This is a genomic window from uncultured Marinobacter sp. (genome assembly GCF_947488835.1).
GTDB lineage: Bacteria > Pseudomonadota > Gammaproteobacteria > Pseudomonadales > Oleiphilaceae > Marinobacter.
Genome location: NZ_CANLBK010000006.1, coordinates 88,025 through 114,836 on the forward strand (window position 1 = coordinate 88,025; position 26,812 = coordinate 114,836).

General features: G+C 52.5%; 21 protein-coding genes and 5 tRNA genes. All 26 read right to left on the reverse strand.

Annotation, left to right across the window (positions count from 1 at the left end):
* Nucleotides 1-51: 51 nt before the first annotated feature.
* Entirely contained in the window at nt 52-363 is a 312-nt protein-coding gene (gene rpsJ / locus Q0824_RS16690; RefSeq protein ID WP_041341420.1) for a 30S ribosomal protein S10, read from the reverse strand.
* Between the two features lie 192 nt (nt 364-555).
* A complete protein-coding gene (gene tuf, locus Q0824_RS16695) occupies nt 556-1,752 on the reverse strand; it encodes an elongation factor Tu (RefSeq protein WP_298453426.1) in 1,197 nt (398 codons plus the stop codon).
* 35 nt (nt 1,753-1,787) lie between these two features.
* Complete coding sequence (gene fusA / locus Q0824_RS16700) at nt 1,788-3,890, reverse strand: elongation factor G (RefSeq protein ID WP_298453429.1); 2,103 nt, start codon at nt 3,888-3,890, stop codon at nt 1,788-1,790.
* Nucleotides 3,891-3,908: 18 nt separating this feature from the next.
* Complete coding sequence (gene rpsG / locus Q0824_RS16705; protein WP_298453432.1) at nt 3,909-4,379, reverse strand: 30S ribosomal protein S7; 471 nt, start codon at nt 4,377-4,379, stop codon at nt 3,909-3,911.
* A 115-nt stretch (nt 4,380-4,494) separates the two neighbouring features.
* Nucleotides 4,495-4,869, reverse strand: coding sequence for a 30S ribosomal protein S12 (gene rpsL / locus Q0824_RS16710; protein WP_012139854.1), 375 nt, complete (start codon nt 4,867-4,869; stop codon nt 4,495-4,497).
* 161 nt (nt 4,870-5,030) lie between these two features.
* Nucleotides 5,031-9,245, reverse strand: a complete 4,215-nt coding sequence (gene rpoC / locus Q0824_RS16715; RefSeq protein ID WP_298453435.1) for a DNA-directed RNA polymerase subunit beta' — start codon at nt 9,243-9,245, stop codon at nt 5,031-5,033.
* A gap of 76 nt (nt 9,246-9,321) precedes the next feature.
* A complete protein-coding gene (gene rpoB, locus Q0824_RS16720; RefSeq protein ID WP_298453437.1) occupies nt 9,322-13,398 on the reverse strand; it encodes a DNA-directed RNA polymerase subunit beta in 4,077 nt (1,358 codons plus the stop codon).
* A gap of 241 nt (nt 13,399-13,639) precedes the next feature.
* Nucleotides 13,640-14,017 (reverse strand): 50S ribosomal protein L7/L12, encoded by a 378-nt coding sequence (rplL, locus tag Q0824_RS16725; protein ID WP_298453441.1) that lies wholly within the window; start codon nt 14,015-14,017, stop codon nt 13,640-13,642.
* A 39-nt stretch (nt 14,018-14,056) separates the two neighbouring features.
* A complete protein-coding gene (rplJ, locus tag Q0824_RS16730) occupies nt 14,057-14,587 on the reverse strand; it encodes a 50S ribosomal protein L10 (protein WP_200205301.1) in 531 nt (176 codons plus the stop codon).
* Nucleotides 14,588-14,822: 235 nt separating this feature from the next.
* On the reverse strand, nt 14,823-15,521 hold the full coding sequence (gene rplA / locus Q0824_RS16735) for a 50S ribosomal protein L1 (protein WP_298453446.1): 699 nt from the start codon (nt 15,519-15,521) through the stop codon (nt 14,823-14,825).
* 1 nt (nt 15,522) lies between these two features.
* A complete protein-coding gene (gene rplK, locus Q0824_RS16740) occupies nt 15,523-15,954 on the reverse strand; it encodes a 50S ribosomal protein L11 (protein ID WP_298453449.1) in 432 nt (143 codons plus the stop codon).
* A gap of 102 nt (nt 15,955-16,056) precedes the next feature.
* A complete protein-coding gene (gene nusG, locus Q0824_RS16745; RefSeq protein WP_298453452.1) occupies nt 16,057-16,590 on the reverse strand; it encodes a transcription termination/antitermination protein NusG in 534 nt (177 codons plus the stop codon).
* A gap of 12 nt (nt 16,591-16,602) precedes the next feature.
* Nucleotides 16,603-16,971, reverse strand: coding sequence for a preprotein translocase subunit SecE (gene secE, locus Q0824_RS16750; RefSeq protein ID WP_298453455.1), 369 nt, complete (start codon nt 16,969-16,971; stop codon nt 16,603-16,605).
* A gap of 34 nt (nt 16,972-17,005) precedes the next feature.
* Nucleotides 17,006-17,081, reverse strand: a tRNA-Trp gene (locus tag Q0824_RS16755).
* Between the two features lie 70 nt (nt 17,082-17,151).
* Nucleotides 17,152-18,348 (reverse strand): elongation factor Tu, encoded by a 1,197-nt coding sequence (gene tuf, locus Q0824_RS16760; protein ID WP_298453426.1) that lies wholly within the window; start codon nt 18,346-18,348, stop codon nt 17,152-17,154.
* 51 nt (nt 18,349-18,399) lie between these two features.
* Nucleotides 18,400-18,475, reverse strand: a tRNA-Thr gene (locus Q0824_RS16765).
* A gap of 14 nt (nt 18,476-18,489) precedes the next feature.
* A tRNA-Gly gene (locus Q0824_RS16770) sits at nt 18,490-18,564 on the reverse strand.
* A gap of 11 nt (nt 18,565-18,575) precedes the next feature.
* A tRNA-Tyr gene (locus Q0824_RS16775) sits at nt 18,576-18,659 on the reverse strand.
* 39 nt (nt 18,660-18,698) lie between these two features.
* A tRNA-Thr gene (locus Q0824_RS16780) sits at nt 18,699-18,774 on the reverse strand.
* Nucleotides 18,775-18,805: 31 nt separating this feature from the next.
* Nucleotides 18,806-19,261, reverse strand: coding sequence for a hypothetical protein (locus tag Q0824_RS16785; RefSeq protein WP_298453458.1), 456 nt, complete (start codon nt 19,259-19,261; stop codon nt 18,806-18,808).
* A gap of 203 nt (nt 19,262-19,464) precedes the next feature.
* Nucleotides 19,465-20,199: a type III pantothenate kinase gene (locus Q0824_RS16790; protein WP_298453461.1), complete on the reverse strand. Its 735-nt coding sequence runs from the start codon at nt 20,197-20,199 to the stop codon at nt 19,465-19,467.
* Nucleotides 20,196-21,167, reverse strand: coding sequence for a biotin--[acetyl-CoA-carboxylase] ligase (locus tag Q0824_RS16795; protein ID WP_298453464.1), 972 nt, complete (start codon nt 21,165-21,167; stop codon nt 20,196-20,198). Before Q0824_RS16795 ends, Q0824_RS16790 begins: the two co-directional genes overlap by 4 nt.
* A gap of 107 nt (nt 21,168-21,274) precedes the next feature.
* Complete coding sequence (locus Q0824_RS16800) at nt 21,275-23,674, reverse strand: DUF6160 family protein (protein ID WP_298453468.1); 2,400 nt, start codon at nt 23,672-23,674, stop codon at nt 21,275-21,277.
* Nucleotides 23,675-23,690: 16 nt separating this feature from the next.
* Nucleotides 23,691-24,167, reverse strand: coding sequence for a hypothetical protein (locus tag Q0824_RS16805; protein WP_298453470.1), 477 nt, complete (start codon nt 24,165-24,167; stop codon nt 23,691-23,693).
* Nucleotides 24,168-24,250: 83 nt separating this feature from the next.
* Entirely contained in the window at nt 24,251-25,321 is a 1,071-nt protein-coding gene (locus Q0824_RS16810) for a hypothetical protein (RefSeq protein WP_298453473.1), read from the reverse strand.
* Nucleotides 25,322-25,330: 9 nt separating this feature from the next.
* Complete coding sequence (locus tag Q0824_RS16815) at nt 25,331-26,521, reverse strand: DUF6160 family protein (RefSeq protein WP_298453476.1); 1,191 nt, start codon at nt 26,519-26,521, stop codon at nt 25,331-25,333.
* Between the last annotated feature and the right edge of the window lie 291 nt (nt 26,522-26,812).

A 26,812-nucleotide genomic window follows, 5' to 3' on the forward strand; every position in this document is an offset into this window, starting at 1 on the left:
TCTCACCCTCTATGGCCTTAGGACAGTTACACAGATCAATACCAGGTGGTATTAACCGAGGCTAATCTGAACGTCTACACCTGCTGCCAGGTCCAACTTCATCAAAGCATCTACTGTCTTTTCCGTTGGCTCAACAATGTCGAGCAAACGCTTATGAGTACGAATTTCATACTGGTCGCGCGCGTCTTTGTTAACGTGCGGGGAAACCAGAATAGTGTACTTTTCCTTCCGCGTCGGCAGAGGGATAGGCCCACGCACTTGAGCGCCGGTCCGCTTAGCGGTATCGACAATCTCCTGCGTCGACTGGTCGATAAGGCGATAATCAAACGCCTTCAACCGGATTCGAATCTTTTGGCTTTGCATGTTGCACCAAACTCCACTCGTAGCAGCTACTAGACTAGTTAGCCGACCTTCAAAAAAAGGAGCCGCATTGTATGCATAATACCCAACCCTGTCAACAGAGATGACTACTGACCAGATCGGGACAAGCGGTTGCGACAGAAATCGAAAAAGGGGCTGACCAAGTCAGCCCCTCTTCCTGATGCAACGAGCGTCTTACTCGATGATCTTGGCGACTACGCCAGCACCAACGGTACGACCGCCTTCGCGAATCGCGAAGCGCAGGCCATCTTCCATGGCGATCGGAGCAATCAACGTCACTTCCATCTGTACGTTATCACCCGGCATAACCATTTCCACGCCTTCCGGCAATTCACAGGAACCAGTTACGTCGGTAGTACGGAAGTAGAACTGAGGACGGTAGCCCTTGAAGAATGGAGTGTGACGACCACCCTCATCCTTGCTCAGTACGTATACTTCACACTCAAACTTGGTGTGCGGCTTGATGCTGCCCGGCTTACACAATACCTGACCACGCTCAACGTCGTCACGCTTGGTACCACGAAGCAGTACACCTACGTTCTCGCCAGCACGACCTTCGTCCAGCAGCTTACGGAACATCTCAACACCGGTGCAGACAGTCTTGACGGTATCCTTGATACCAACAATCTCAACCTCCTCACCAACCTTGACGATACCGCGCTCAACACGACCGGTCACAACCGTACCACGACCGGAGATAGAGAACACATCCTCAATCGGCAGCAGGAACGGCTGATCAATCGCACGCTCCGGCTCAGGGATGTAATCGTCCAGAGCCTCAACCAGCTTCTTCACAGCGGTTGTGCCCATTTCGTTGTCGTCTTTGCCCTGCAACGCCATCAGCGCTGAACCAGTGATGATTGGCGTATCGTCACCCGGGAAGTCGTACGCACTCAACAGCTCGCGCACTTCCATCTCTACCAGCTCAAGCAGCTCTTCATCATCTACCATGTCCGCTTTGTTCAGGAACACAACGATGTAAGGAACGCCAACCTGACGAGACAGCAGGATGTGCTCACGCGTCTGAGGCATCGGGCCGTCAGCTGCGGAACAAACCAGAATCGCGCCATCCATCTGAGCCGCACCGGTGATCATGTTCTTCACATAATCCGCGTGGCCCGGGCAGTCTACGTGTGCGTAGTGACGGCTAGGAGAATCGTACTCAACGTGAGAGGTCGCAATGGTAATACCACGCGCACGCTCTTCCGGTGCGTTATCGATCTGATCGAATGCACTCGCAGAACCAGTACCCCAAACTTCGTGACACACACGAGTCAGAGCAGCGGTCAGAGTCGTCTTACCATGGTCAACGTGACCAATAGTGCCCACGTTAAGGTGTGGCTTAATTCTTTCAAACTTGGATTTAGACACAGTTACACCTCTTCCTGTTACTTAATTCCTGGGTATCAACCCTTTTTAATGATTGCTTCGGCGATGTTGTTCGGGGCTTCCGCATACCGCGAAAACTCCATTGCGTAGGATGCGCGACCCTGAGTTGCAGAGCGCAGATCCGTGGCATAACCAAACATTTCCGACAACGGAACCTCGGCACGAACAATCTTGCCAGCGACGCCGTCATCCATACCCTGAATCAGGCCACGGCGGCGGTTCAAATCACCCACCACGTCACCCATATAATCTTCAGGGGTTACAACCTCGACTTTCATCATCGGCTCAAGCAGAGCCGGACTCGCTTCCAGGGCGCCTTTCTTCATCGCCATGGAACCCGCGATCTTGAACGCCATTTCGTTGGAGTCCACGTCGTGGTACGAACCATCGTACAAGGTTGCCTTGATACCCAGCAGCGGATAGCCGGCCAGACAGCCGTTCTGCATCTGCTCCGAGATACCCTGCTGAACCGCCGCTACATATTCCTTGGGAACTGCACCACCGACGACCTCGTTCACGAAGATAAAGTTCTCTGCACCTTCTTCCAGTGGCAGTGGGTCAATCTTGACCTTAACGTGACCATACTGACCACGGCCACCCGACTGGCGAACGAACTTACCCTCTACATCTACCGACTTGCGAATACACTCACGGTATGCGACCTGCGGCTTACCGATGTTCGCCTCTACCTTGAACTCTCGACGCATACGGTCGACAAGGATATCGAGGTGAAGCTCACCCATACCAGAAATAATAGTCTGGCCAGATTCTTCATCAGTGCGCACACGGAACGATGGATCTTCCTGAGCCAACTTACCCAGAGCCACACCCATCTTTTCCTGATCCGCCTTGGACTTTGGCTCCACTGCAACCGAAATAACCGGCTCAGGGAACTCCATCCGCTCAAGGATGATCTTGTGATTTTCATCACACAAGGTGTCACCAGTGGTAACGTTCTTCAGTCCAATCGCAGCTGCGATATCGCCCGCCAGAACTTCCTTGATTTCTTCCCGGTCGTTAGCGTGCATCTGAACCATACGGCCCACACGCTCTCTTTTACCCTTAACCGAGTTGAATACGGAGTTACCGGACTCAAGCCTGCCGGAATAAACCCGGAAGAAGGTCAACGAACCAACAAATGGATCCGTCGCGATCTTGAACGCCAAGGCTGCAAACGGAGCGTTGTCGTCAACCGGACGAGTATCTTCGGTGCCATCTTCATCGATTTCACCACGGATGGCTTTAACTTCATCCGGAGCTGGCAAATACTCGATAACAGCATCAAGAACTGCGGGCACGCCCTTGTTCTTGAACGCGGAGCCGCAACAAGCCAGCACGATCTCGTTAGAAAGAGTACGCGCACGCAAGCCCGCCTTGATCTCTTCTACGGACAACTCGCCGCCTTCCAGGTACCGCTCCATAAACTCTTCATTGGCTTCGGCTGCCGCCTCGACCAGAGCTTCGCGGTACTTAGCCACCTCGTCGACCATATCAGCAGGAACTTCTTCCTCACGATAGGTCATACCAAGATCGGCGTCGTCCCAGTAAATTGCCTTGTCGCGAAGAAGATCGACGATACCGGCAAATTGATCTTCAGAGCCAATTGGCAGCTGAAGCGCTACTGGAGTCGCACCCAAACGGGTTTTGATCTGCTCAACCACACGCAGGAAGTCAGCACCAGCACGGTCCATCTTGTTGACGAACACCATGCGAGGGACTTCGTACTTGTTAGCCTGGCGCCATACGGTCTCAGACTGCGGCTCAACACCGGAGGATCCGCAGAACACAACTACAGCGCCATCGAGAACCCGCAGGGAACGCTCAACTTCGATAGTGAAGTCTACGTGTCCCGGGGTATCAATAACGTTGATACGGTGCTCATCGAACTGCTTGTCCATACCCTGCCAAAATGTAGTAACAGCGGCAGAGGTGATGGTTATACCACGCTCCTGCTCTTGCTCCATCCAGTCAGTGGTGGACGCGCCATCATGGGTCTCGCCCATTTTGTGGCTACGACCCGTATAGTAAAGAATACGCTCGGTCGTTGTGGTTTTGCCCGCATCAACGTGCGCACAGATACCAATGTTTCTGTAACGTTTAATCGGAGTTTTGCGTGCCACTGTATAAACCTCGGCTGTTTAGAAACGGAAGTGAGAGAACGCTTTGTTAGCATCTGCCATGCGGTGTACATCTTCACGCTTCTTAACAGCAGCACCTTTGCTGTCAGCCGCATCAAGAATTTCACCAGCCAGACGCTGCGCCATGGACTTCTCGCCGCGCTTCCGTGAAAACTCTACGAGCCAGCGCATTGCCAGCGCGTTCTGACGGGAAGGCCGTACTTCTACGGGCACCTGGTAAGTAGCACCACCGACACGACGGGACTTAACCTCAACCATCGGCTGGATGTTTTCCAGGGCCTTCTCGAACATGTCGATCGGCTCTTCCTTGGACTTCTCGGCAACAATTGTCAGAGCGCCATAAACAATACGCTCTGCAACCGCTTTCTTACCGCTTTCCATCACGTGGTTGATGAATTTGGCAAGACGCGCACTACCGAATTTGGGATCCGGGATAATTTCCCGCTTAGCTGCAACTCTTCTTCTAGGCATCGATAAGCCCTTATCTAATTAAAAGGTCTTCAGGAACCCCTGAGATAGCCGGCGGCTACTCAGCCTTACTCTTACCGTTCTGACAAGCAACGATAAAAGACACTCTTTCGGAGCATTACGACTTGGGTCGTTTTGCACCGTACTTGGAGCGACCCTGCTTACGGTTCTGTACACCCTGGGTGTCCAGCGTTCCGCGAACAGTGTGATAGCGCACACCCGGAAGGTCTTTTACGCGACCGCCACGGATCAGCACAACACTGTGCTCCTGAAGGTTGTGACCTTCACCACCAATGTATGAGGAAACCTCGAAGCCGTTGGTCAGACGAACACGGCACACTTTACGCAGTGCTGAGTTCGGCTTCTTCGGCGTTGTGGTGTAAACACGAGTGCATACACCACGGCGCTGAGGACAAGCCTGAAGAGCAGGAACGTCGCTCTTGGCTACCTTGCGCTTACGAGGCTTACGCACCAACTGATTAATCGTTGCCATGTAAGCAAACTCCAAAAAACCATATCAATGAAACTTACCCCCAGTGAAGGGGGTAAAATTAAGGGTCGCAAGTTTAAGCCTGCGCCCCCGGACAGTCAAGACGACTGTACTCTTTTTAACCACCCCCGCGTAAGTATCTACACGGAGGTGGCGCACCAAACTCAACCTCCGCGGTTGAGCTCTGCACTCAGAGCTTCTTCAACGTCTGCAGCTGTAACGCCCTGCTGTTCCAGTTCGCGCTTGCGGCGACGCTCTGCGTGATATGCCAAACCAGTTCCCGCAGGAATCAGTCGACCGACCACGACGTTTTCTTTCAGACCGCGCAAGAAGTCACGCTTGCCAGTGACTGCACCTTCGGTGAGCACCCGGGTTGTTTCCTGGAACGAGGCTGCAGAGATGAACGATTCAGTCGCCAATGACGCCTTGGTAATACCCAACAGCAACCGCTCAAATCTTGCCGGCTCTTTATCAGCCGCAACTGCTTTCTCGTTTTCTTCCAGGAGCCTCGTGATCTCTAGCTGATCACCGGACATCAGGGTGGTATCACCCGGATCGGTAATCTCAATCTTACGCAGCATCTGGCGAACGATAACCTCAATGTGTTTATCGTTTATGACAACACCCTGAAGGCGATAAACGTCCTGGATCTCGTTGGTGATGTACCTGGCCAACTCAACCACACCCAGCAGACGCAAAATGTCATGCGGGTTAGACGGCCCATCTGAAATCACCTCGCCTTTCTCAACGGTTTCGCCTTCGAAAACGTTCATTTGACGATGCTTCGGGATCAGCACCTCGTACGGATCTGCATCTTTCGGGGTCAGCACCAGGCGTTTTTTGCCCTTGGTTTCCTTACCGAATGACACTACACCACTGATCTCGGCAAGAATGGACGATTCCTTCGGACGACGCGCCTCAAACAAATCAGCAACACGCGGCAGACCACCGGTAATGTCACGAGTTTTCGAGCTTGCCTGAGGTATACGGGCTACCACGTCACCAAGCTCGATACGGGCACCGTTCGCCATGGTTACCAGGGCATTCGCTGGCATAAAGAAGATGGCCGCTCCACCAGTTGGCAGATCCACATCGTTACCCGCCTCATCAACCATCTGGATGGCCGGACGGATATCCTTACCCGCAGCTGGACGCTCCTTCGGATCGATGACTTCCATCGTCGACAAGCCTGTGAGCTCATCGGTCTGCGTGCGCACGGTAATGCCCTGATCCATGTTGACGAACTTGGCAATACCTTCAGCTTCCGCGATGATGGGGTGAGTGTGTGGATCCCACTTGGCAACCACAACGCCCGCTTCAACTTCATCGCCACTTTTCACAGACAATACGGCGCCGTATGGAAGTTTGTACCACTCCCGCTCACGCCCTTGATCATCAGCAATTGCCAAAGCAGAAGAGCGAGAAATAACAACCAGTGAGCCATCCGTTCTCTGAAGAGACTTCAGGTTATGCAGGCGAACAGTACCACCGTGCTTGACTTGGACGTTGTCTACCGCTGAAGCCCTACTGGCCGCACCACCGATGTGGAAGGTACGCATCGTAAGCTGGGTTCCCGGCTCACCGATGGACTGAGCAGCAATAACACCCACTGCCTCACCCACGTTAACGCGGTGACCACGCGCCAAATCGCGACCATAGCACTTCGAGCAGATGCCGTGGCGAGTTTCACAGGTAATCGCGGAGCGAACCCAAACCTCATCCACACCGGCGCCTTCAAGCTCTTCGATCGTTTTCTCGTCAAGCAGAGTGCCGGCAGCGACAACGGCATTGTCTTTATCCGTAGGAGTAAATGTATCCCGGGCAGTAACACGACCCAAAACACGATCCCCCAGAGGCACAACTACGTCACCGCCTTCAATATGCGGCGTCATCAACAGACCTTCTTCAGTACCGCAATCTTCTTCGGTAACGACCAGATCCTGTGAGACGTCGACCAGACGACGGGTCAGGTAACCGGAGTTGGCAGTTTTCAGTGCCGTATCCGCCAGACCCTTACGGGCACCGTGTGTCGAGATAAAGTACTGAAGTACGTTCAGGCCTTCACGGAAGTTCGCGGTGATTGGCGTTTCAATGATCGAGCCATCTGGCTTGGCCATCAAACCACGCATACCGGCGAGCTGACGAATCTGCGCAGCAGAACCCCGCGCACCAGAGTCCGCCATCATGTAGACGGAGTTGAACGACTCCTGCATCAGATCTTCGCCATCTTCACCTTTAACGGGCTTTCCGTCAGGACCAATGACTTTTTCCTTTGCCAGGCGCTGCATCATCGCCTTGGAGACCTTATCGTTCGCGCGCGACCAGATATCGATAACCTTGTTGTACTTTTCACCCTGGGTAAGCAGGCCTGAGGCGTACTGGGACTCAATATCTTTTACTTCATCAGAAGCGGCATCTACCAGCTCATATTTCTCTGGCGGGATCTCGAAGTCATTGAAGCCAATCGAAATACCTGAAACCGTCGCATAGTGATAGCCCATGTACATGAGCTGATCCGCAAAGATAACCGTTTCTTTCAGGCCAGCATCACGATAGCAGGTGTTGATCAGATTCGAGATCGCCTTCTTGACCATCGGCTTGTTAACCAGATCATAAGACAGCCCGTCTGGAACAATATCAAACAACAAAGCACGACCAACCGTGGTTTCCACGATCTTGTACTCTTCTGTGTTATCGCCCTCAGCCTGTATGGAGACCTCTTTGACACGCACCTTAACCACAGCCTGAAGGTCGACCTTACCGGCACCGTAAGCGCGGTGCGCTTCTTTGATGTCAGCAAACACCATACCTTCACCAAGCGCACTCTTACGCTCGCGGGTCATGTAATAAAGGCCAAGTACAACGTCCTGGGACGGCACGATGATGGGCTCACCGTTCGCAGGCGACAGAATGTTGTTGGTAGACATCATCAGCGCACGGGCTTCCAACTGAGCTTCCAGCGTCAGCGGTACGTGTACCGCCATCTGGTCACCGTCGAAGTCGGCGTTATAGGCCGCACAAACCAAGGGGTGCAACTGAATTGCCTTACCTTCGATCAGCACTGGCTCAAATGCCTGGATACCCAAGCGGTGAAGCGTTGGCGCACGGTTAAGCATGATCGGGTGCTGACGAATAACTTCGTCCAGGATATCCCAAACAACGCCTTCTTCGCGCTCAACCATCTTCTTGGCGGCTTTGATAGTCGTAGCAAGGCCACGGTGCTCAAGCTTTGAGAAAATAAACGGCTTGAACAGCTCCAGCGCCATTTTCTTGGGCAGACCGCACTGATGCAGACGCAAAGATGGCCCCACAACGATTACCGAACGACCGGAATAGTCAACCCGCTTACCCAACAGGTTCTGACGAAAACGACCTTGCTTACCCTTGATCATGTCGGCAAGAGATTTCAGCGGGCGCTTATTCGTGCCAGTGATAGCACGTCCGCGACGGCCGTTATCCAGCAGCGCGTCGACCGCTTCCTGCAGCATGCGCTTTTCGTTGCGCACGATGATGTCAGGAGCGTTCAGCTCGAGCAGACGTTTGAGACGGTTGTTCCTGTTGATCACCCGACGATACAGATCGTTCAGATCTGATGTCGCAAAACGGCCACCATCAAGTGGTACCAACGGACGCAGATCAGGCGGCAGAACCGGCAACACAGTCATAACCATGTCGCCCGGCTTGTTGCCAGAGTACAAGAAGGCCTCAAGAATTTTCAGGCGCTTATTGAACTTTTTGATCTTGGTTTCAGAGTTGGTCTGGGGAATTTCCTCCCGCAGCGAATCAACTTGCTCCTGAAGGTCAATCCCCTCAAGCAGCTCTTTGACGGCTTCAGCACCCATGCGGGCGTCAAACTCGTCACCAAACTCTTCGAGCGCTTCGTAGTACTGCTCGTCGTTCAGCAGCTGCCCGCGCTCAAGCGTGGTCATGCCCGGGTCGATCACGATGAACGACTCGAAATAGAGCACGCGCTCGATGTCACGCAGCGTCATATCCAGCATCAAACCGATACGGGACGGCAGTGATTTCAGGAACCATATGTGAGCGACCGGGCTGGCCAGTTCAATATGGGCCATGCGCTCACGACGAACGCTTGCCAGTGCTACTTCAACACCACATTTCTCGCAGATAACACCGCGATGTTTGAGGCGCTTGTACTTGCCGCAGAGGCACTCATAATCCTTGATCGGGCCGAAGATCTTGGCACAAAAAAGACCGTCACGCTCAGGCTTGAACGTACGGTAGTTAATGGTCTCAGGCTTCTTAACTTCACCAAAGGACCAGGACCGGATCATCTCCGGTGATGCCAATCCAATACGGATCGCATCAAATTCCTTGCTTTGGTTTTGGCTCTTGAGAAGATTCAGCAAATCTTTCATCAGTAAAAGCTCCGGATGGCGTTAATCTCGGGCGGGCACACCAAGTGCCCGCTCACGCTGCCAAAAACAATTCGGCTCACTCAGATTCCAGCTCGATGTCGATACCCAGCGAACGGATCTCCTTGACAAGAACGTTGAAGGATTCCGGCATGCCGGGCTCCATGCGATGATCACCATCGACAATGTTCTTGTACATCTTGGTCCGACCGTTCACGTCGTCAGACTTAACGGTGAGCATTTCCTGCAGCGTATACGCTGCACCGTAAGCCTCTAGGGCCCACACTTCCATCTCACCGAAACGCTGACCACCGAACTGCGCCTTACCACCCAGCGGCTGCTGAGTAACCAGGCTATAGGATCCAGTGGAACGGGCGTGCATCTTGTCATCGATCAAGTGGTTAAGCTTGAGGATATACATATACCCTACTGTTACCGGGCGATCGAAGGCATCACCTGTACGACCATCATACAGCTTGGTCTGTCCAGTTGTGCTAAGGCCTGCCAACTCAAGCATGTGCTTGACCTCGGATTCCTCGGCGCCATCAAACACAGGCGTGGCCATAGGAACACCACCGCGCAGGTTATGAGACATCTCGAGGATTTCCTTGTCACTCAAGGAATCCAAATCCACTTTGAAGACTTCATCAGAGTGGTTGTAGATCTCATCAAGCAGTTTGCGCAGGTCGGCTACTTTGCGCTGCTCATCCAGCATCTTGCTGATGCGCTCGCCGAGGCCCTTTGCTGCAGCCCCCAAGTGAGTCTCGAGAACCTGCCCAACGTTCATTCGCGAAGGAACACCCAGTGGGTTCAGAACGATATCAACAGTGTTACCGAACTCATCGTACGGCATATCTTCGATCGGCTTTACTGCCGAAATAACACCCTTGTTACCGTGACGACCCGCCATCTTGTCACCTGGCTGGATACGACGCTTGATCGCAAGGTAAACCTTGACGATTTTCAGTACGCCCGGAGCCAGATCATCGCCCTGCTGAAGCTTGCCTTTTTTGTCATCAAAGCGCGCTTCGTGCTCCTTAGTACGCTCTTCAAGGCCCTGCTCGGACTTCTCCAGAAGTTCATTCAGGCTCTCGTCCTGCATGCGCAGCTTGAACCAGTCTGAACGAGGCAGCTCGGTCAGGTAACCTTCGTCGAGGCTTGCGCCCTTCTTCAGGCCAGGCCCACTGATGACTTGCTGTCCTTTGAGTGCGTTCAGCAAACGCTCAAAGGTAGCGCCCTCAACGATGCGGTACTCGTCCTTCAGGTCTTTGCGGTACTGATTCAGCTGCTCTTTCTCAATTGACTGAGCGCGCTGATCCTTCTCGATGCCGTCACGGGTAAATACCTGAACATCGATTACGGTACCGCGAGTGCCCGTTGGCACACGTGATGAGGTGTCTTTTACATCAGACGCCTTCTCACCGAAGATAGCCCTCAACAGCTTCTCTTCCGGGGTCAACTGGGTCTCACCTTTCGGTGTTACCTTGCCCACCAGAATATCGCCAGCACCTACTTCAGCACCTATGTAAACAATACCGGACTCATCCAGCTTGGACAGTGCGCTCTCACCAACGTTTGGAATATCCGCGGTGATTTCTTCACTACCCAGCTTTGTATCACGCGCCACACAGGTCAATTCCTGAATGTGGATCGTGGTCAGGCGATCTTCCTGAACCACTTTCTCGGAAATAAGGATGGAGTCCTCAAAGTTGTAACCATTCCAAGGCATAAATGCGATACGCATGTTCTGCCCCAGAGCCAGCTCACCCAAATCGACGGAAGGCCCATCTGCCAGTACGTCACCGCGGGCAATTTCATCACCCTGGCGAACGATTGAACGCTGGTTAATACAGGTATTCTGGTTCGAGCGGGTGTACTTGGTGAGGTTATAAATATCCACACCTGCATCACCAGCTTCGGTCTCTTCGTTGTTCACACGCACCACAATACGGGCCGCATCAACACTCTCGATAACACCGCCACGACGAGCCGTCACACAAACACCAGAGTCCTGAGCAACCGTACGCTCAACACCGGTACCAACCAGAGGCACCTGAGAACGCAGTGTCGGAACAGCCTGGCGCTGCATGTTCGCACCCATCAAGGCACGGTTAGCATCATCGTGCTCAAGGAACGGAATCAGCGAGGCAGCAACAGATACAACCTGGCGTGGAGACACGTCCATGAAGTTAACACTTTCTGGAGGCATAACCGTGGTTTCGTTCTGGTGACGCACAGTTACCAGCTCGTCCTGCAGGCGTTTACCTTCGTCCATAGCCGCACTGGCCTGGGCGATAACATAATTGCTTTCTTCAATTGCCGACAGGTAAACCAACTCATCGGTAACTACGCCGTCAATTACCTTCCTGTATGGGCTCTCAAGGAAACCATAGGAGTTGGCACGGGCATAAGTTGCCAGAGAGTTGATCAGGCCGATGTTTGGACCTTCCGGCGTCTCGATCGGACACACTCGGCCATAATGGGTCGGGTGTACGTCACGAACCTCAAAGCCAGCACGCTCACGAGTCAGGCCGCCAGGCCCAAGAGCCGAGATACGGCGCTTGTGAGTGACTTCAGACAGCGGGTTGTTCTGATCCATGAACTGGGACAGCTGGCTTGAGCCAAAGAATTCTTTAACCGCGGCAGCTACCGGCTTCGCGTTTATCAGATCCTGAGGCATCAGGCCTTCACTTTCTGCCAGGCTCAGTCGCTCACGGACCGCACGCTCAACACGAACGAGACCAACTCGGAACTGGTTTTCAGCCATCTCACCAACGCAACGTACGCGGCGGTTACCCAGGTTATCAATATCGTCTACCGTGCCCTGACCGTTACGGATATCGATCAGAGTCTTGAGGACATCAATGATATCTTCGTGAGTCAGCGTACCTTCGCCAGTGCTCTCTTCCCGACGCAGACGACGATTGAGCTTCATCCGACCAACAGCAGACAAATCATACCGCTCTTCAGAGAAGAACAGGTTGTTGAACAGATTCTCTGCAGAGTCCTTTGTGGGCGGCTCCCCGGGACGCATCATCCGGTAAATTTCTACCAAAGCTTCCAGTGGGCTGCGGGTCGGGTCGATACGCAGGGTATCGGACATAAACGGACCGCAATCCAGGTCGTTGGTATAAAGAGTCTCGATCTCTGTAACGCCAGCATCGAGAATCTTGGTAACCACTTCTTCGCTGAGCTCGGTATTACACTCAACCAGCACTTCGCCACTGGCCTTGTCGATCATATCCTTGGCCAGAACACGGCCATACAGATACTCAGTGGGAACCTCAAGCTCATTAATGCCTGCTTTTTCCAGCTGCTTGATGTGGCGTGCCGTAATCCGGCGCCCCTCTTCTACAATCAGCTTGCCATCGTTATCTTTGATATCGAAGGTCGCGATATCGCCACGAAGGCGACTTGGCACCAACTCCAGCTTGCACGTCTCAGCACCCAGAGAGAACTTACTGGTTTCAAAAAACATCTCCAGCATTTGCTCCGAGGTATAACCGAGTGAGCGCAGGAGAATGGACGCCGGCAACTTGCGTCGACGGTCAATCCGAACGAAAACAGCGTCCTTTGGATCGAATTCGAAATCGAGCCAGGAACCACGGTAAGGAATCACCCGAGCTGAATACAGCAGCTTGCCGGATGAGTGGGTTTTACCTTTATCATGGTCAAAGAACACACCGGGAGAGCGGTGGAGCTGGGAAACGATAACACGCTCGGTACCGTTGATAACGAAGGTACCATTCTCAGTCATCAGGGGCATTTCGCCCATGTAGACTTCCTGTTCTTTGATGTCCTTGATCGCCTTGTTGGACGATTCCTTATCATAAATGATAAGACGAACTTTCACTCTCAGCGGCGCCGCGTATGTTACGCCCCTAAGCTGGCATTCCTTAACATCGAATACAGGCTCACCAATTCGGTAGCTCACATATTCGAGTGCAGCATTGCCAGAGTAGCTGGCAATCGGGAATACGGATTTGAATGCTGCATGAAGACCGGTTTCCCGACGATCTCCAGGTGCGGCTTCCATTTGCAGGAAGTCCCGAAATGAATCCAGCTGAATAGACAGCAAATAGGGGACATCCATCACGGAAGGCAATTTACTAAAATCTTTGCGAATCCGCTTTTTTTCAGTGTAGGAGTAAGTCATCTGCATTCCCCAGCTTTAGACCTGATACCTGGTATCAAGAAGCAACCAATGTTCTGCTTCGGGGCCGAATTGCTCGGCTTATCGCGCCGTCTTGAACGAAGACCCTGACAAACATTTGCAGAACTCAACAACCCTGCATCCGAATGCCAGACTCTATAGCATATACAACAGAAAAAGGCCGGTGGCACAAAGCCACCAGCCTGTCTGCGCTTACAGCGCAGCTTCGATCAACAGCCGACTCTTACTTAAGCTCAACAGAAGCGCCTGCTTCCTCAAGCTTCTTCTTGGCTTCTTCTGAGTCAGCCTTGCTCGCTGCTTCCTTGATAGTGGAAGGCGCGCCGTCAACCAGCTCTTTAGCTTCTTTCAGACCCAGGCCGGTCAGTTCACGAACAGCCTTGATAACGTTAACTTTCTTCTCGCCAACGCCAGTCAGAATAACATCAAACTCGGTCTGCTCTTCAGCAGCGGCAGCATCGCCACCAGCAGCTGCAGGTGCGGCTGCAACAGCAGCAGCGGCAGATACGCCGAACTTCTCTTCCATTGCTTCAACCAGCGCCACAACATCCATTACGCTCATTTCAGCAATTGCATTCAAAATATCGTCTTTAGACAGAGCCATGACTTTCTCCCAAAAAAATAAATATGGTGTTCAACAGAATCAAGCAGCTTCTTGCTTCTGGTCTCGAACTGCCGCAACGGCGCGGGTCACTTTCGAAGGAACTTCGTTCAGTGTCCGTGCCAGCTTGGTGATTGGTGCCTGTGTTACCGCGGCCAGCATCGTCAACGCTTCGTGACGTGTTGGCAGCTTGGCAAGACGATCGATTTGGTCTGCGCCCATCAGCTCACCGCCGACTGCCAGTCCTTTAATCTCGAACGCGTCCTTCTCTTTCGCAAAATCCTTCAGCAGGCGCGCAGCCGCTCCCGGATCTTCCATTGAGAATGCCAGAATGGTAGGGCCGACCAGCGCCTCATCGATGCACTCAAACTCTGTACCACGAATAGCAATCTTAGCCAGGTTGTTACGAACAACCTTGAGACGCACATTTTCGGCACGAGCTTTGGCACGCAGAGCCGTCATATCACCAGAGGTGACACCACGGTAGTCAGCCAGAACCACAGACAGAGCACCACCGGCAGTCTCGTTGACTTCAGCGACGATCGCTTTCTTGTCTTCGAGTCTAATTGCCACTGGATTTCTCCTCGATTTCGCCAGGGGTATTCCCGGCAAACCCATCATTGCCCTGGAAGCCTGATACTCAAGGCTTCCTACAGGCGCCTTAACGGTGTTTGGGTTCAGAGAGAACGTCTTCACACCGTCTGCGCAGGCGTTGCTTTAACCCTTCCAGTCGGAAGACTTCAGGGGCCTGCGGTCTTTGACAGCCTTGGCTTCCGCCCAGACTACAAAGTAACTACCGACCAGAGGGTCAGATATCAAGACCACCTTGATCGATAGTCAGGCCAGGACCCATCGTTGACGAAAGGGTGATCTTCTTGAGATACACACCTTTCGCCGAGGACGGCTTGGCCTTTTTCAGATCTGCAACCAGCGACTCAAGGTTTTCCTTGATATTCTGAGCAGAGAATTCCACATTACCTAACGGCGAATGGATAATACCATTCTTATCCGTACGGTAGCGCACCTGACCCGCCTTGGCGTTTTTGACCGCAGTCTCAACGTCAGGGGTTACGGTACCTACTTTGGGGTTAGGCATCAGGCCACGGGGGCCCAGAATCTGACCCAGCTGACCGACAACACGCATGGCATCCGGGGTGGCAATTACCACGTCGAAATCCATGTTGCCTTTTTTAACTTCTTCAGCAAGATCGTCCATACCAACAATGTCGGCGCCTGCAGCAGTCGCTTTCTCAGCGTTTGCACCCTGAGTAAATACCGCGACACGGACGGTTTTACCTGTGCCGTGCGGCAATACAGTGCTGCTACGCACAACCTGGTCAGATTTACGCGCATCAACACCAAGATTGATTGCAACGTCTACTGACTCTTTAAACTTTACGCTTTGACCCAGCTCGACCAGCAGCGACACCGCTTCATCGACAGAGTAAGAACGCGTTGACTCAACCTTTGAGCGAATCAGCTTCTGGCGCTTGCTCATTTTAGACATGTTACACACCCTCCACGGTCAGGCCCATGCTGCGGGCAGTACCAGCAATGGTGCGAACCGCTGCGTCCATATCGGCAGCAGTCAGATCCGGCTCTTTAGTCTTGGCAATTTCTTCAAGCTGTTCACGAGTCACCTTGCCAACCTTATCGGTATTCGGGCGACCAGATCCACTCTTTACACCGGCAGCCTTTTTGAGAAGCACAGGTGCAGGCGGAGTCTTGGTAATGAATGTGAAGCTACGGTCACTGTATACAGTAATGACAGTAGGAATCGGTAGACCGGCTTCCATATCCTGAGTCTTTGCGTTGAACGCCTTACAAAACTCCATGATATTGACGCCGCGCTGACCCAGCGCAGGGCCTACGGGGGGGCTCGGGTTGGCCTTACCGGCAGCAACCTGAAGCTTGATATATGCTTCTATCTTTTTAGCCATGATAGTACTCCTATGGGTTCAAACGCCTTCCGGCTCCCCGTTGCAGACACAAAAAGCCCGCGACGCCTTAGCGCGCGAGCCTTCCGGTTTATAAGCTGCCGATCAGTCTTTCTCGACCTGCCCAAACTCCAACTCTACCGGAGTTGAGCGACCAAAGATCAGAACAGCAACCTTGACCCGACTCTTGCCGTAGTCAACTTCTTCCACAACGCCATTGAAGTCAGCAAACGGACCCTCAACAACGCGAACAACCTCGCCTGGCTCAAACAACGTCTTGGGCTTGGGCTTATCAGCACCACTCTCAACCCGGCGCAAAATCGCTTCAGCTTCACGCTCGGTAATCGGAGCCGGCTTATCCTTGGTGCCACCGATAAAACCAAGCACTCGAGGCGTATTCTTCACAAGGTGCCAGGTACCGTCATCCATTTCCATTTGAACGAGAACGTATCCAGGATAAAACTTGCGCTCACTCTTACGCTTTTTCCCATCACGCATCTCAACAACTTCTTCGGTAGGAACAAGGATCTCACCGAACCTGTCTTCCATACCTTCAAGCGCTATACGCTCGATGAGAGTGCGCATTACGTGCTTTTCGTAGCCAGAATATGCATGAACCACGTACCAGCGCTTAGCCATTGCCCACTCCTGTTAACCTATGAATCCGGCGACCAGCCAGCTGATTATGGAGTCCATACCCCACAACAACAGAGACACAACCAGCACAAAAACCACAACAATAATCGTGGTCTGAACCAGCTCTGGCCTAGTGGGCCATACCACCTTCCGGATCTCAACACGAGCTTCTTTCAGAAGCGTCGCGAAGCGTCGGCCGCGCATCGTCTGCAAAGCCACCAAGGCCGCAACGATAGCAAGCACAACAAGAGCCAGAACCCGATACAGCAAAGACTCGGCGCTGAAATACTGATTACCAACAACACCGACGGCAATCAGCACGAACACAACTAACCACTTCACTACATCGAAGCGACTGTTTGATTGAACAGCTTTTGACTCCATGGGAATCAACTTATGTATCCGGATGTTAAAAAAATGGCAGGCCAGGAGGGAATCGAACCCCCAACCTGCGGTTTTGGAGACCGCTGCTCTGCCAATTGAGCTACTGGCCTGCACCGAAACTACTCAGTGCACTTTCTATCAAGCGCACCACAAGGGCGCGCCTGGTATTCGGGTAACTTATTACTCGATGATCTTGGCGACTACGCCAGCACCAACGGTACGACCGCCTTCGCGAATCGCGAAGCGCAGGCCATCTTCCATGGCGATCGGAGCAATCAACGTCACTTCCATCTGTACGTTATCACCCGGCATAACCATTTCCACGCCTTCCGGCAATTCACAGGAACCAGTTACGTCGGTAGTACGGAAGTAGAACTGAGGACGGTAGCCCTTGAAGAATGGAGTGTGACGACCACCCTCATCCTTGCTCAGTACGTATACTTCACACTCAAACTTGGTGTGCGGCTTGATGCTGCCCGGCTTACACAATACCTGACCACGCTCAACGTCGTCACGCTTGGTACCACGAAGCAGTACACCTACGTTCTCGCCAGCACGACCTTCGTCCAGCAGCTTACGGAACATCTCAACACCGGTGCAGACAGTCTTGACGGTATCCTTGATACCAACAATCTCAACCTCCTCACCAACCTTGACGATACCGCGCTCAACACGACCGGTCACAACCGTACCACGACCGGAGATAGAGAACACATCCTCAATCGGCAGCAGGAACGGCTGATCAATCGCACGCTCCGGCTCAGGGATGTAATCGTCCAGAGCCTCAACCAGCTTCTTCACAGCGGTTGTGCCCATTTCGTTGTCGTCTTTGCCCTGCAACGCCATCAGCGCTGAACCAGTGATGATTGGCGTATCGTCACCCGGGAAGTCGTACGCACTCAACAGCTCGCGCACTTCCATCTCTACCAGCTCAAGCAGCTCTTCATCATCTACCATGTCCGCTTTGTTCAGGAACACAACGATGTAAGGAACGCCAACCTGACGAGACAGCAGGATGTGCTCACGCGTCTGAGGCATCGGGCCGTCAGCTGCGGAACAAACCAGAATCGCGCCATCCATCTGAGCCGCACCGGTGATCATGTTCTTCACATAATCCGCGTGGCCCGGGCAGTCTACGTGTGCGTAGTGACGGCTAGGAGAATCGTACTCAACGTGAGAGGTCGCAATGGTAATACCACGCGCACGCTCTTCCGGTGCGTTATCGATCTGATCGAATGCACTCGCAGAACCAGTACCCCAAACTTCGTGACACACACGAGTCAGAGCAGCGGTCAGAGTCGTCTTACCATGGTCAACGTGACCAATAGTGCCCACGTTAAGGTGTGGCTTAATTCTTTCAAACTTAGACTTAGACATTCGACCAATCCCCCTAATCAACCTGGATAGCAACGTTGACCGGATAAATAGTGGAGCTCATGACCGGAGTTGAACCGGTGACCTCATCCTTACCAAGGATGTGCTCTACCGACTGAGCTACATGAGCATTGCAAATCAAATTGGAGCGGGCAGCGGGAATCGAACCCGCGTCATCAGCTTGGAAGGCTGAGGTAATAGCCACTATACGATGCCCGCGAGCAATTAAGTGGTGGAGGGGGCTGGATTCGAACCAGCGAAGCTTTCGCGTCAGATTTACAGTCTGATCCCTTTGGCCACTCGGGAACCCCTCCGAGTCAGATGCAATATCACGCACCTGTCACAACAAAAAGTGGAGCTGGCGGACGGAATCGAACCCCCGACCTGCTGATTACAAGTCAGCTGCTCTACCAACTGAGCTACGCCAGCTCACATTCGCTTGTTCAGCGAGGGCGGTATACTACGGATTATTTTCGGGAGTTGCAACACTCTCGCAGCGGTTAAACTCAACAAAGTCAAATTCCGCCCCATAACCCGCCTCTAGCGCCTGAACCATCTCTTGTGCAAGATTTGGCTCACTCTCAAAAGCGAGCGCGTAGCTTATCTGATTTCGATCGAAGTTGACTAGTACCACGTTAAAATTCTTGCTCTTTTTTTCTTCCAGCACGGATATTGCTGCTCTACGAGACTCAAATAAACCGAGAGAAATCGCATTTCGATTTGCACCCTCGGTTACCAGATAGGAATCTATGCCTCGCTTTTGCATTTCGCGGAACTGCTCCAACGCTTCTGAACGGGGCTGAGGGGGAATAATAACCCAGTGCAACGAGGGTAAAGGCCGTTCAACCTCCTCCAAGAACATACTTTCAGCTCTTGCAAGCGCTGAGTGTGACTTAAGAGCCTCTGCAATTTCCAAACTTTTAAGCCAGCCCAGCCTGACACACTCCCGCGCACTGGGCACAGGCTCCAATGATCCGGAAGCACCATTCTGTACTTTGAGACTCGCTACTCGCGGCAGACTTCCGCCCACAGTGGAACCAGGCTTAACATCCCCTTTGGCGTAATCGCTCAACTGCCAAACACAAAGATTTATGACAACCAGCACAAGCGCAAGCCATTTCATACTGCATGGGCCTCTGCGTCGATCAGACCAAGCCCGTCCATGACCAGAGATGGGCAGAATTCTGCAACCAACCCAAGCTCGAGAAGCCTGTCTGCATCGCCCCCCGTAACCACAATATCGTTGATCCTGAACGCTATAGAATCGCGCTTAACTCGCTCAACCAGCGCCTCGAACAACCATGCGATACCATGATTAACACACTCGCTGGTACTTACTCCCGGGCTAACACTCAAGACCTGACTCGGATCAAAATCTATGCGAGCGGCATCCACCTGCAAACTGCGACGCATCATATTCAGGCCTGGCAAAATAAACCCCCCAAGGTGACGCCCGTGAGAGTCGACATAATCAACGGTTATCGCGCTACCAGCGTCGACCACCAAGAAAGCCTGCTTGTGCCGCTGCCAGGCTCCGTACATGGCGTGCCATCGATCCGCGCCCATTTGGCTGCAATCTTTATACGCACTTCTAAGCCCCTTCCTCGCAGCCTCTGCCCAGTAGAACCTGACCGGCGCGCCAAACCGACTCGACAAATGCGCCAAAAGGCTCGCCCTCTTTGTCTCCGAAGCAACAGTAGAGACCGCCACCCTGGAAACACGCCCCTCAACCACAGACAACCCAGGCAAAGGATCGTCATCCGCAATAACACCCACACCCTGATCAACAACCCGCCCCGATTCATCAAGACGCCACTTTAGCCTGGAATTCCCGGCATCAATCAACAGCCTCACAAAACCACCCGTAAGCTTATTTCCCCAGCACGAATTGGAACTTCCCCCCCCTCCAGCGTGCCAAGCAAATAGTTCCCACTTTCGTCAATGCCTTTGCCGACACCCTTCAACTCCCCATCCTTTGCCTGGATAAGGCGATTGCAGTATATATCGCGATTCTGCCAAGGCTCGCGGAATACTCCAAACCCCTGACTTGAAAACGTTTCAGCAGCATCAGCCACTGCACCAATGATCGCTGCTGCGACCCGATTTCTGGACCACTCGGTATCCGGGCAGGCACTTGCAAGACTACTCCATGGCTGATCAACACCTCCGGCTTTAAGCATATGCACGTTAATCCCGATACCCACAACCACCCGCACAACTCCTTCTTGCAATTCACCCTGCAATTCCACAAGGATGCCTCCGAGCTTGCCTGCTGGAAGAAATATATCATTGGGCCATTTCAAGCCAACATCCGGAACACCCAAGGTCTCGAGCGCCTCCGCAACCGCCACCCCAAACACGAGACTAAGTCCGTCCAGCACCGAGAAACCACCATGGAAGATCAACCCCATGCTCAGGTACAGATTTTCTCCACGTGGACTTTGCCAGCTTCGCCCTCTTCGACCCCGACCAGCTGTCTGGGAGTCTGCAATGCAGATCGGAAGCCTACTGTCACAACCGTCATCAATTTGCCTGAGGACCTCAGCGTTGGTTGAATCCACTTCATCTCGCACCCTCAAATCAATCCGCGCCGCCAACGCTGCATCAAGTTGGTCGGTGATCTGGGCCGAATCCAGCAAATCAACCCGAGAGACCAGCTGATAACCGCGACCGCGAATGCTCGCCACCTCAAAACCACGATCCATTAGACGCCTCACCTGTTTCCAGATTGCTGTACGGCTCACGCCTAATTTCTGGGCAAGAGATTCGCCAGAGTGAACCTGTCCATCGCTGAGAAGGGCAACAAGGGCTTTGAGTTTCATCAGATATTATCCGGCCGAAATATTTGGTATCGGCGGATTAAACACCAGGAGGGCGCAAAAAAGCAAAGTTGGCGGTTGGAGCAGTAGACGCTGGACCACCATTACTGTCAGGGAATGGGTGTCGCCGTGAGGTTCGCTCTTATGTCGAAGTTCTGCATCATGACTCCGTATACGGCTGTTTGAGCACCACCGGTCGGATGCACAAGGTCAATATTATTAACAGATAACTCTTTGAACTGGCTCTGAGCCTTCACCGCAAACCCGAGAGGGCGATTAGTCAGATCGCCTTGGGTTGGGTTGCCTACATAGCGGTATCCGTGGGCCACATTGGGGTCCATAATTTTTTCATCGCCTTTTACACCCAGAACACCCAGTGAATCTGGCCCATTCTGCTTCTTGATCACCTTGGTCTGATATACGTCCACAGCAAGATCGGTGCGAATCCCGAAGGTGTTGTCATCTATACCATCACCGTCAAAATCACCGCCATCGCTGGTATAGATATCATTCAGAAGAACACGAGTGCCCGTGCCGTTTACTGGATTACCATTGCCATCCAGTTGCCGATTGGTCTCCCATGTGAAGGCGTTCTTTTTATTACCTGCAGCTCTGGCAAGCACATTTTTCAGTCGAACCGTGATGCCTTCTTCGCCCCTCGTCTCCCAGATACCACCCGAAGCCTCGCACACAATTTGCGTGCCTCCAGCGCCACCGGCGCACACATCACCTGCTCCACCGGGCACAATGGTCATGCTACTTCCAACCTCATAGTTTTGAAGCACAAACCGACCAAAGCTGCTGCCTGCCGACTTATCACCTACCCGCAGGTTACCTACATCCATAGTGCCCCAAGACTCCCCTGTGACCATATCCAAGCCTTCGTCCGTTGCATCAATGGTCATATCCCGAGCATGAGCATCGTACTCAAGCTCGCTGATCCAAAGGCCTTTCTGGCTTACTTCGCCCGCGCCCTTATCATAAGCATCGGCAATGATCGCAGCCTTGCCATTCGAGATACGCACATCAGAGTTGACCGTAATCCCTTCACCACTGGCCCCTCCAGCACCCAAGGTTATCTGCCCATCAAGCTCAAACTCGTAGGCGGGATAAAAGCCCAGAGCGAGCAACAGTTCAGTGCCACCTTGCAGCTGCGCGTCGTCACTTCCAATTTTCAGGCCATTAATCCGATATCCCGCTTTAACATCCTCAAAACCGATTCGAAGCCCGTCAAAATATTGCGTACCGCCCCGAACCTCTTCCCGAGTGACATTCACGGTAATATCGCCACGTCCCCACGACTGCAGGCCACTGAAAATCACCCGATTACCGTCTTCGGTGTAGGCTATATCTGCCCGACGCAAGCTCCACTCAGCGGCCAGCCGCAAACCTTGCATCCCGGCATCCCCATGTCCACCGCCCTGCAAATACACAGCGTTGGTGTAGTTGCGGCCATTGTATGCGTGCTCCTCAAACAGGAAGCTTACATTCACCTCACCGATACTTTTAGATTCAGCGCCCATCTCAATAGCACCAATATCAAATTGACCGGCCATTGAGCCCAATGTCAACGCCAACGCAGGTCTATTCTGCCAATCTGGCGCAACGTCCAGCCGCAAATCCTGCACGTTCATATTTCCCGTGATATTCCTGAGAGCCAGAACATTACCATCATCGTGATACAAGAAAGAGGCACTGTGGATGGTTGTCTGGCTATCAAACCGCAGCCCCTCGCCCTCACGACCTCCGGCCCGGATATCGGTACTGGAAGCGAGTTCATAATGGCCACTCAACCCACCATAGGAAGGCAACAGAGCGCCAGAGCCGACATCATTGCTAACGCCGTGGTTCAATGGGTTGCCACTATATCGAATAGCTTCAACCTGCCAGGTGCCTACCACCCTGGGAGCATCCAGCTTGAGTGTGCCGCCGACGACATCCAGCGTTATACCCAGGGCCTCAACGTCCATAGTAATGCCGTCAAGAAACACTTCATTACCGTTGGTTCTGTAGCCCAATCGCCCCCCGGTCATGGTGTAGGCTGTATCGAATGTATAGCCTGAACCGCCGACGGCACCGCCCGGTTTTATATTCAGATAACCTTGCAAAGAATGGTCCAGAAAAACGCCACCCATACTGAGGCCAGGCGCTCCAGCAAGCCGAATATCGCTAAACTCAATTCGTCGGTCTTCCACCAGATAGTCGAGATTTAGGGACGCATCAGAGCCAATATCTACCTTGACTACATGACGCGCCTGGCCAGAGGGATCAGAAGCGGAACCTACGCGAAATCCTTCAAGATGAATCCCTTTACCATCGTCGTAATAGGAAACCTTGTCTGCCGTGACTCCAAGCTCCATTTCAAGGGTAATACCGCTCTGCCCACTGACGGATGCCAATTCCGAGTCATCAAGGCTCCTCATGTCAGCGGAAGTTGCCGATACTGCACCCAAGAGAAAGATCCCGGAATGGATGGCGAGAGTGTAGCTGCGACCTTTATCGATCTTCATGTTTGCACCTCACCTATTAGGGGTTACCCGCTGGGAAGACGAGCAAGTTGCCCTCCATGATTACGTCGCCCTGCATTTCAACTGTAAAAATATCAGTTTGCTGAAACCCTGTGTCGGTTGGGCGCGGGGTGGAACTGGCAGCGATCTTGAAGCGCACATCATCGAAACGTACGATATTCGGCAAGCCCAGCTCTAATACATCTCCATTGAAAAGTACTCCATCCCCTCCAAAGCCGGAATCGATAGTTCGCGTACCCAAAGTCAGCCCCTCAAATGCGAAGCTGCCTCGCAACTCATCAAGAACCATCCACCCGCCCGTTTCCTTTAATCGGAACGCCAAACGAGCACCGCACTTTTTGGTCACATCATCACAGCGCCCAAAATAGCTATTCTCAACCGGACCACCCAACTCGTTGATACTGATATCTCCAGAGAGGTAGATACCGCCCTGACCAGAGACATCTGACATTGCGTCATCGCTGATCTGAGTCATTTCTGCTGTAACAGGCCATATTAATGAAAACAGACACACCCCCGCCAGGACCTTAAACATTGCGCTACCTGCTATGCTCATCGTTATAAGTCCTTGGTTCTTATGTTCAAGTGCTGAATCAGAACGCCTTGAATCCGGGCGGAACCGAAGTCTCTATTGCCTACACTAAAGTTACCAATGCTGAGATTGCTACGGTATTCAGGGTCGGTGTAGTAAGCATTATAAAAATCCCAGGCTTCTTGATTACTGCTGGCGCGAAGTCCGTTAGCGCCTATTTCACCAGCCAATGGCTTACGGATAGAGGCAATATCAATGACAAAGTTACCGCCACCATCAACATCAAGGAACAGAGGCTGCAATTGGTTGCCCAAGGCCAACTCCATGACAACATCAGACATGTAGATTCTAGAACCGCAGGCAGTGCCATCCTGGGCACAGACATCAATAGCCAACTCAGGTGAATAGAAGTTCAACTTGAACTGAGCAACCATCTGTTTGCGGCCTTCATCTCCCCAAAGGCGCAGGTAACTCCCGTCTACGACAGCACTTTTCGCATGAATATTTACGTTACCAGTGCGGTCTGCTCCTATGCCCACATTCACTTGCATACCGATATCTGCCCTCTCCCCAACAAAGCCGGGGGCAGCTGGACGGCTTGAACAGGTTCCGGTGCCAGCCACAGCACTTGAGCTCAGACAGTCAAACCCCTCAGCAGCCGCCACCATCGCAGGCGCCGCAACCTCGAGCACTGCTTTCTCGGCAATGCCTATGTTATTGCCGTCTACCACATCTATGCGCCAGGGGTTTATCAAGCGACCGATATTAACCGGGGTCAGGTTCTCTCCAAAATTACTATTGGCACCAGAAACATAGAACCTATTTACGGTGATATCCACATCCCGGCCATCGGTGCTTTTAATACCTGCTATACGAAATACTCGCGCCCGATCGCCATTGGCATCCGGCTGATCTGTACCGTGGGAGAATTTAAAGTTTTCGAGTACAACCCCGATGCCCGTCCCGTCAATTTCTGACATTTCGTTCTCGGAAAGCCCCTCAAGTTCCGCTAGTGCCGAGCTGACAAGGCACAATCCAACAAATGCAGCGAGGGTCTGTTTGACTGACTGTCGAAAAAGTCTGCTTGCAGATCTCATCATAGTCACCTAGAACAGCCCCAGGCCGCGGTCAATATACTCTGTACGTAAACGCGGAATACCATGCAGCGCCTGCTCGAGATTTACGACGGTTGCACCGTTTGGGATATTGAAGAATGCACCTTGTGTTGCGCGTATAAAATCCTCAGGGGAAAGGTTCTGCTTTTTTACATCTTTGAGCCATTCAAGGTCCTTTGTCTGAAAGGACATAAACACGCCATCCACCGGGCCAGTCAGGCGAGGCTCCCCCCCCACTTCGCCGACCTCCCCGACAGGAAAGCTGTTATATGAATCAAGCTTGAAGCAAACACCTATACCAAGAGCCTTGCAGTCTTGAACCGACACTTCAACATCACCTTTCCCACAGAAAAAGCCACAGTTCGGGTTAACAAGATTAATGGTAGAACTCGCCGTCCCTCCTACAATTCTAAGAAGTCCTCGGGTAATACCACTCACATCTTTAATAACGATTTTTTCGCCATTTAAAATACCCGCATACTCTGCTCGTATTGGATCCGGCTCACCAATATTGGGGCCCTCGCCATAGACCAACTGGGCTTTAGCATACAGCGGATCACCGCTTGTCAGGTATGGGGCCAACGCCACTATAAGGGAGTCACCGAAACTGCCATCAGATTCTGCATTTTTGAGCCCCTCACCCCGGTCAAGAATTTCGATGTTTACGTTGCCACTCAGGTTTTTAATTGAACCAGAGAGCACGCCCATCGCGTCGCCAAATCCAAGCCGAAAGCCTACAATTTCGTTGGTGATTTCATCTTGGGCAAACTCGAAAAATGGATCGCTTATAGAGAAAGGTACGATCTCTCCCTGCCCATAAACGCTTCCATCGGGCTTACGCTGCCGAGGCATAGAAGGGTTAGCATTGTAGTAAGCCTGGTTATTGATGTACCCCAAGGCGAAATCCTCGATGTAGACATCGGACGTTCCTGGCTTCTCTCCCGCACGCTCGTAACGCCCCATCTCGATGACGTCAACGTTGGTTTGGACTTCTATGTCCATCCCAAGGTTTACACGCGTATAGGCTGTGGAGTCGTTTGTTCCTGGATGATACTGGCGATCAACCGAGACGAATGCCTGCCCGGTAACTTCAGACATCGCATGGTCAGTAATCGCGCTTAGCTCAGCATGGACAACTACAGACAGTACTGGCAAAAGAAGTACCGCAACCAATCTGATCATTGTTACACCCCACTGCGACCGCATTGTTATTTTGGCGGTTCATCTAATGGTGGATAGTGCGCGATGTGCGCCGGCGCCACTGGCAACAGCGCCACGGGATTAATTTTTTGTAAGTTCTTTCGCTGGAGTGTACTAAGTTGCACCACATGCAACTGTGCGGCTTGTCATAAATCAGGGTTCAAGATTGTGATTAATCAGGCATTAAAATGGTCATATTTCGGACATAAAAAAACCCCAGCTTCGCAAGAAGCTGGGGTTTGGTATTAAGAGTCTGACGATGACCTACTCTCA